At 42.6% G+C, this 6831-nt stretch carries 6 protein-coding genes; all 6 read left to right on the forward strand.

Translation table 11 applies throughout. The features are described 5' to 3' along the window. The first annotated feature begins 351 nt into the window (after nucleotides 1-351). The 6 genes from V7149_RS07385 to V7149_RS07410 all read left to right on the forward strand — a co-directional run bounded on the left by V7149_RS07385 (nucleotide 352) and on the right by V7149_RS07410 (nucleotide 6611). Nucleotides 352-990, forward strand: coding sequence for a TetR/AcrR family transcriptional regulator (locus V7149_RS07385; protein ID WP_335345007.1), 639 nt, complete (start codon nucleotides 352-354; stop codon nucleotides 988-990). A gap of 153 nt (nucleotides 991-1143) precedes the next feature. Then, nucleotides 1144-2286 carry an acyl-CoA dehydrogenase gene (locus V7149_RS07390; RefSeq protein ID WP_335345008.1) on the forward strand — a complete coding sequence of 381 codons (1143 nt, stop codon included), beginning with the start codon at nucleotides 1144-1146 and terminating at the stop codon, nucleotides 2284-2286. 18 nt (nucleotides 2287-2304) lie between these two features. Continuing rightward, complete coding sequence (locus V7149_RS07395) at nucleotides 2305-3942, forward strand: AMP-binding protein (RefSeq protein ID WP_335345009.1); 1638 nt, start codon at nucleotides 2305-2307, stop codon at nucleotides 3940-3942. 82 nt (nucleotides 3943-4024) lie between these two features. Beyond that, on the forward strand, nucleotides 4025-5383 hold the full coding sequence (locus V7149_RS07400; RefSeq protein ID WP_335345010.1) for an acetyl-CoA carboxylase biotin carboxylase subunit: 1359 nt from the start codon (nucleotides 4025-4027) through the stop codon (nucleotides 5381-5383). A gap of 13 nt (nucleotides 5384-5396) precedes the next feature. Next, nucleotides 5397-5609, forward strand: a complete 213-nt coding sequence (locus V7149_RS07405; protein ID WP_335345011.1) for an acetyl-CoA carboxylase biotin carboxyl carrier protein subunit — start codon at nucleotides 5397-5399, stop codon at nucleotides 5607-5609. Nucleotides 5610-5705: 96 nt separating this feature from the next. Beyond that, a complete protein-coding gene (locus V7149_RS07410; RefSeq protein ID WP_335345012.1) occupies nucleotides 5706-6611 on the forward strand; it encodes a hydroxymethylglutaryl-CoA lyase in 906 nt (301 codons plus the stop codon). Nucleotides 6612-6831: the final 220 nt, after the last annotated feature.

Here is a 6831-nt window from a genome sequence, read left to right on the forward strand (position 1 = left end):
CGCCTTTCAAGGCTATTTCTAAAAATAGTGGCAATTTACTAATGAAAATTTCTTTTTAAAACATGACAAGTTTATTTTTTCCTTATTTTTAAAAAATATTTAGAGTTGTTTTCAATCAATGTAAATCTAGGAACAGGCTGCATAATGTCTATAAGGAAAAAGTGCTCTTAAATTCTATAAAATGGAATTATCGTAGCCATTCTGTCATATAACCAAAAAAATAATCCACCTTTGCAGCGACTTTAATTGTCCGACTCCATGTTACTCTTTTCTGAATATTATCATCTTTTCTGAAATTTCAATTGATACTTCTAATCTGCTATGTTACTATTTTTTCAAAGGATGATGTATATGAAGAAGCTGCCACTCAAGGAAAGGATTGTTGAGACTGCACTCGTTTTGTTTGAAAAGCATGGCTACCATGGAGTGACGGTTGGCCAAATTGTTGATGAGTGCGGGACGTCTAAGGGAGGGTTTTACCACAATTTTAAATCGAAAGATGAATTGCTTTATCACATCCACGATATATTTATCTCCTATGTTCTCGATAAAGCCAGAGAAGCATATGATAATTTTGATACACCTGTTTCTCGTTTATGCGCCATCATTCAGTCTTTTACAAAAGTATTTGATTTATACAAACCTCATATTACTGTTTTTTACCAGGAAAGCACCTATTTAGTTGGAGATTTTTATCAGAAAATTAATGAAAAGCGTGATGAGTACCGGAAATTAATCGTACAGGTAATAAAAGAAGGGCAGACAAGTGGCGATTTCCGCTCAGAAGTACCGGCTGAAATCTCTACGATGTCGATCATTGGTATGATCAACTGGACATACAAATGGTTTAGTAAAGAAGGTCCACTATCGATAGATGAGATTGCACTTGTATTTAATGACTTGATTCTTCATTCACTTTTAACGGAAAAGGGCATGAAGGATGATGCAGTCAAAACATATTTACTCAAAAGTCAGCCTATATCATTCTAGCTGGCTATTAAAAAACAAAGGACAGACCGACTAGTCGGTATTTTCAATTGGAACAGCCATAACAAAGACCCGCACAACATGATCCCAATTCGAAGCATTACCTATACTCTATACAGACCAACTGGTCGGTCATTAAAAAGAGGAGGAAAAAACGTGAATTTCGAATTAACGAATGAACAGCAAATGCTTAAGGAAATGGTAAGGGATTTTGCAGATAAAGAAATAAAGCCTTACGCAAAAGAAGTGGATGAAACTTCACAAATGCGCTATGAAATTTTTAAAAAGCTGGGAGAGCTTGGTTTACTGGGCATTCCTTTTCCTGAAAAGTATGGCGGTGCTGGCGGGGATACAACCTCTTATATCATTGCAGTGGAGGAAATTGGGAGAGCATGCGGCGGCACTGGATTAAGCTATGCAGCAAACACTAGCCTCGGGGCAAGCCCAATATATTATTTCGGAACTGAGGAACAAAAGCAGGAATGGCTTGTGCCGATGGCGAAAGGTGAAACGATGGGTGCCTTTGGTTTGACGGAACCGAATGCTGGATCCGATGCAGGCGGAACAAGAACAAAAGCCGTGCTTGATGGTGACGAGTGGGTCATTAATGGAGAAAAATGCTGGATTACGAATGCTGGCTACTCTAGGCAAGTTATTGTAACCGCTGTCACGGGTAAAAAAGACAATGGCCGCAATATTGTCTCTGCGATTATTGTTCCAACTGATGCACCGGGCGTAAGGATTTCCTGTAATTATGACAAAATGGGTGTCCGCGGTTCCAATACATGTGAAATTGTTCTTGAAAATGTGCGAGTTCCGAGGGAGAACTTGCTTGGCGATGAGAAAAAGGGCTTCAGCCAATTTTTATATACGTTAGATGGAGGAAGGATTTCGATCGCAGCCCTTTCTGTCGGTATTGCGCAGGCTGCCTATGAGAAAGCCCTTCAATATTCAAAAGAAAGGCAGCAGTTCGGGAAATCCATTTCTAACTTCCAGGCGATCCAGTTTAAATTGGCGGATATGGCGATGGAGATTGAATTGGCCCGTAATATGGTTTACAAATCAGCATGGCTAAAGGATCAAGGTAAACCATTTGGAAAGGAATCCGCCTTTGCTAAGCTTTACGCATCAGAAGCTGGTTTCCGCGTCTGCAACCAGGCAATCCAGATTCATGGCGGCTATGGCTATATGAAAGAATATGATGTTGAACGCCATTTGCGCGACATCAAATTAATGGAAATCGGGGAAGGCACGTCCGAAATCCAGCGTTTGGTCATTGCACGCCATTTAGGATGTTAATAGGCAGGAGGAAATAAAATGACCGAATTGATCCGAAAAAGTGTAGGGCAGCTTTTATCAGACCGAGCTAAGGAAATGCCAGACCATGATGCCCTTGTATATCCTGATCGGGGCCTCCGCTACTCATACTATGAATTCAATGCTGTATGTGAGCAGGTAGCAAAGGGCTTAATGGCACTTGGTATTCAAAAGGGAGAAAACGTTGCTGTTTGGTCGACAAATGTCCCGGAATGGGTAAGCCTGCAATTTGGCACAGGAAAGATGGGTGCTGTATTAGTCACGGTCAACACGAACTACCGCTCCTCAGAACTTGAATATCTATTAAAACAATCAGACAGTACTACACTCTTTTTAATTGAAGATTACAGAGGGAATTCTTATATCGACACCATTTATGAGCTGTGTCCAGAACTGAAAACATCTGAACCTGGAAAGCTTGAGTCGAAAAGACTGCCATTATTGAAGAACGTGATTATTCTTGGTGAAAAGAAGTACGATGGAGCCTACAACTGGTCCGATATCATTGACTTAGCTAGTCAAGTTACAGATGAAGAATTAAAGGAGAGAATGGCCACTTTGGAGCCAGATGATGTTATTAATATGCAATACACATCCGGCACCACGGGTTTTCCAAAAGGAGTCATGCTGACCCATAGTAACTTGACAAATAATGGTTATAACATTGCGAAGTGCATGGAGTTAACGAACCAGGATCGACTCTGTATTCCTGTTCCATTTTTCCATTGTTTCGGTTGTGTCATCGGGACGCTAGCCTGTGTCAGTGTTGGGGCAACGATGGTACCAGTTCAAGAATTCGACCCTGAAACGGTGTTGCGAACTGTTGAACAAGAAAAATGCACAGCACTTCACGGGGTACCGACAATGTTTATCGCTGAGCTCAATCATCCTAATTTTGCAAAATATGACCTTTCCATGCTTCGTACTGGGGTAATGGCTGGTTCCAATTGCCCGGTCGAAGTGATGAAAGCTGTTATGGACAAAATGAATATGACGGAAATTACGATTTGCTACGGTCAAACTGAAGCATCTCCTGTCATAACTCAGACTCGGACAGATGATCCGTTCGAGCTGCGGGTAGAAACGATTGGCAGAGCTCTTCCGAATGTAGAAGTAAAAATTGTGGAACCTGGAACGACCAACGAACTGCCGGCTAATCAACAAGGCGAGCTTTGCACGAGGGGCTACCATGTGATGAAGGGCTATTACAGGAATGAAGATGCAACGAGGGAGGCCATTGATGAAGATGGCTGGCTTCATACAGGTGATTTAGCTGTTATGGATGAAAATGGCTATTGCCGGGTTACAGGCCGCCTGAAGGATATGATCATCCGAGGTGGGGAGAACATCTATCCTCGGGAAATCGAAGAGTATCTTTATACCCATCCGAAGGTGCTTGACGCCCAAGTAATCGGGATTCCTGATGAGAAATACGGCGAAGAAGTAATGGCTTGGCTGATTTTGAAGGATGGCGAAACGGCAACTGCTGAAGAAATCAAGGAATATTTTAAAAACAAAGTGGCACGCCACAAGATTCCTAAATATATCAATTTTACGGATGCCTACCCTATGACTGCTTCCGGAAAAATCCAAAAGTTCAAGCTTCGTGAGCAGTCTATTAATCAATTAACCATTTGACGAAGTGCAAGGGGTAAGTGTCCCTACTGCATGGTTAGATCAATAAAAACGATTAACCCAGCAACCGAAAGGAGTGATGTTCTTGTTTTCAAAAATATTGATCGCAAACCGCGGCGAAATCGCTTTACGGGTGATTCGTACTTGTCAAAAGCTTGGGATTAAAACAGTTGCCATTTATTCAGAGGCTGATGCTGATTCGCTTTTCGTTCGAAACGCAGATGAAGCCTATTGTGTGGGCAAGCCCCAAGTAAACCAGAGTTATTTAAATGTGGACGAAATAATTCGGATTGCTAAAGAAAATGGAGTAGAGGCCGTTCATCCAGGCTACGGACTTTTGTCGGAAAATGCGGCATTTGCAGCAAGATGCAAGAATGAAGGCCTTGTTTTTATCGGCCCAGCACCCGAAATTATTGCTTCAATGGGCAGCAAAATTGAAGCGCGCAAGATGATGAAGGAGGCGGGAGTGCCGATCATTGAAGGCATTAACACCCCTCTTGCAGACGAAGATGAAGCCAAATTGGCTGCTGAAAAAATTGGTTACCCTCTTATGCTGAAGGCATCTGCAGGCGGTGGCGGTATCGGAATGCAGCTCGTCCATTCGGAGGAGGAGCTTGTTAAAGCGTTCTCCGGTAATCAAAAGCGGGCAGAGTCCTTTTTTGGTAACGGGGCTATGTTTCTAGAAAAATATATTCCAGAGCCACATCATATTGAAGTTCAAATACTGGCTGATACGTATGGAAATGTTGTACCGCTTTGGGAGAGGGAATGCTCTATCCAACGCCGCAATCAGAAGGTAGTTGAAGAAGCACCGTCCCCTTTTATTAGCGAAAATACACGCTTGAAAATGCTGGATGCAGCTGTTTTAGCAGCAAAGCATATTGGCTATTCAAACGCAGGGACGATTGAGTTTTTAGTAGATAAAGAGCAAAATTATTATTTCCTTGAAATGAATACAAGATTGCAAGTTGAGCATCCGGTTACAGAAGAAATTACCGGCCTCGATCTTGTGGAGGAACAGCTGAAAGTGGCAGCGGGTCAACTGCTTTCTTTTACCCGTGAAGAGGTAATACGGAAGGGGCATGCCATAGAGGTCAGGATCTATGCAGAAGATCCAAACACCTTTTTCCCATCGCCTGGAAAAATAACCGAATTCCAGCTGCCGGACGGTGAAGGAATCCGGAATGAATGTGCAATTGAAGCAGGTTCTCAAGTGACACCCTTTTATGATCCGATGATTGCTAAATTGATAGCATGGGGTGAAACAAGGGATGAGGCTGCTGCACGAATGAAGACGGCCCTCGAAAATTATAAAATTGTTGGGATTAAGACAAATATCCCGATGCTGCTTAAAACTGTAACTCATGAGCAATTCCTATCAGGTTACACAACGACCCAATTTGTAAACGAATATTATTTACCGTTCATTACATCAACTAAGTGAGGAGAAATGACAAATGGCGAAAATCGAAGCAAGTATGGCAGGAAATGTGTGGAAGGTATTAGTTAAAGAAGGTGACGTGGTGAAGGCGGGTCAGGACGTAGTCATCCTCGAATCTATGAAAATGGAAATTCCGATTGCGGCTGAAGAAGATGGTATTGTGACAAAGGTCTATGCCCAGGAAGGGGAATTTGTAAACGACTCTGATTTGCTTGTAGAAACCAAGTAGGGTACAAGCTGATTATGATTGATTAAAGTCCACTGGGGTGCTATGCGAATTTAGAGTGGACTTTAAGAACGGTCATAAAAGCATCGAGGGGGTGAAATGTTGAAACTGCCAGAAAAAGTCACGATTAAAGAAGTAGGGCCGCGTGATGGACTGCAGAATGAAAAAAGGCTTGTTCCAACGGAAGATAAGATCTCATGGATTAATTCGCTTTCAGAAACGGGGCTTTCCTATATTGAGGTTAGCTCATTTGTTCACCCTAAATGGATTCCTCAGCTGGCTGATGCCTACGATGTACTTAAGACCATTAAAAGAAAACAGGGCGTCACTTATGCCGTCCTCGTTCCTAATCTTAAAGGGCTTGAACGTGCACTAGAAGCAGGTATCGATGAAGTGAGCGTCTTCATGTCCGCAAGTGAGGGACATAATCAAAGCAATATCAATAAGTCGATAGAAGAAACATACCCCATTCTTGAAGAAGTAGTTAAGGAAGCAAAACAAGCTGGAAAATCTGTCCGAGGCTATGTGTCTACGGTAAATGCCTGCCCGTATGATGGAGCCGTTGCCCCATCAAAGGTTAGGGATGTTGCGGACCGACTGTTTTCAATGGGCATTGATGAGCTTTCGCTCGGTGAAACGATTGGGGTTGGTGTACCGAGTCAGGTGGAAGCCCTTTTGGAAGAGCTTTTGCCGCATTTCGATTCTGGAAAGCTTGCGATGCATTTCCATGATACAAGAGGAACGGCACTTGCCAACATAGTAAAATCCCTTGAAATGGGCATAACCATTTTTGATAGTGCGCTTGGCGGATTGGGCGGATGTCCTTATGCGAAAGGCGCGTCAGGGAATGTTGCTACGGAGGATTTGCTGTATTTGCTTCATGAAATGGGGATTGAAACAGGGATCAACCTTGAGCAACTTTTAAAATCGGCCCTGTTGATTGAAGGTACACTTGGAAAAAAATTAAAAAGTCGACAGATGGATATCTATCACGCTGGACGATAAGAGAGCTTCGTGTATATGATGAGCGTTTTGCTAGATTACAGGTGAAATGTGCGTACTATGGGAAGTTCATAGCGCTCGTTTTTCAAGGGACTAGGTTAAAACACGCACTATGAAGTGTTCATAACGCTCGTTTTTCAAGGGACCAGGTGAAAACGCTCACTATGAAGTGTTTATAACACTTGTTTTGCAAGGGTCCAGGTAAAAACGCTCACTATGAAGT

The organism is Bacillus sp. JJ1503 (assembly GCF_036965125.1).
Lineage (GTDB): Bacteria > Bacillota > Bacilli > Bacillales > Cytobacillaceae > Cytobacillus.

Excerpts from the sequence above, each read along its gene's own strand:
- V7149_RS07385 (WP_335345007.1), top strand. The coding sequence starts at position 352 with ATGAAGAAGCTGCCACTCAAGGAAAGGATTGTTGAGACTGCACTCGTT.
- V7149_RS07395 (WP_335345009.1), top strand. The coding sequence starts at position 2,305 with ATGACCGAATTGATCCGAAAAAGTGTAGGGCAGCTTTTATCAGACCGA.
- V7149_RS07405 (WP_335345011.1), top strand. The coding sequence starts at position 5,397 with ATGGCGAAAATCGAAGCAAGTATGGCAGGAAATGTGTGGAAGGTATTA.
- V7149_RS07410 (WP_335345012.1), top strand. The coding sequence starts at position 5,706 with ATGTTGAAACTGCCAGAAAAAGTCACGATTAAAGAAGTAGGGCCGCGT.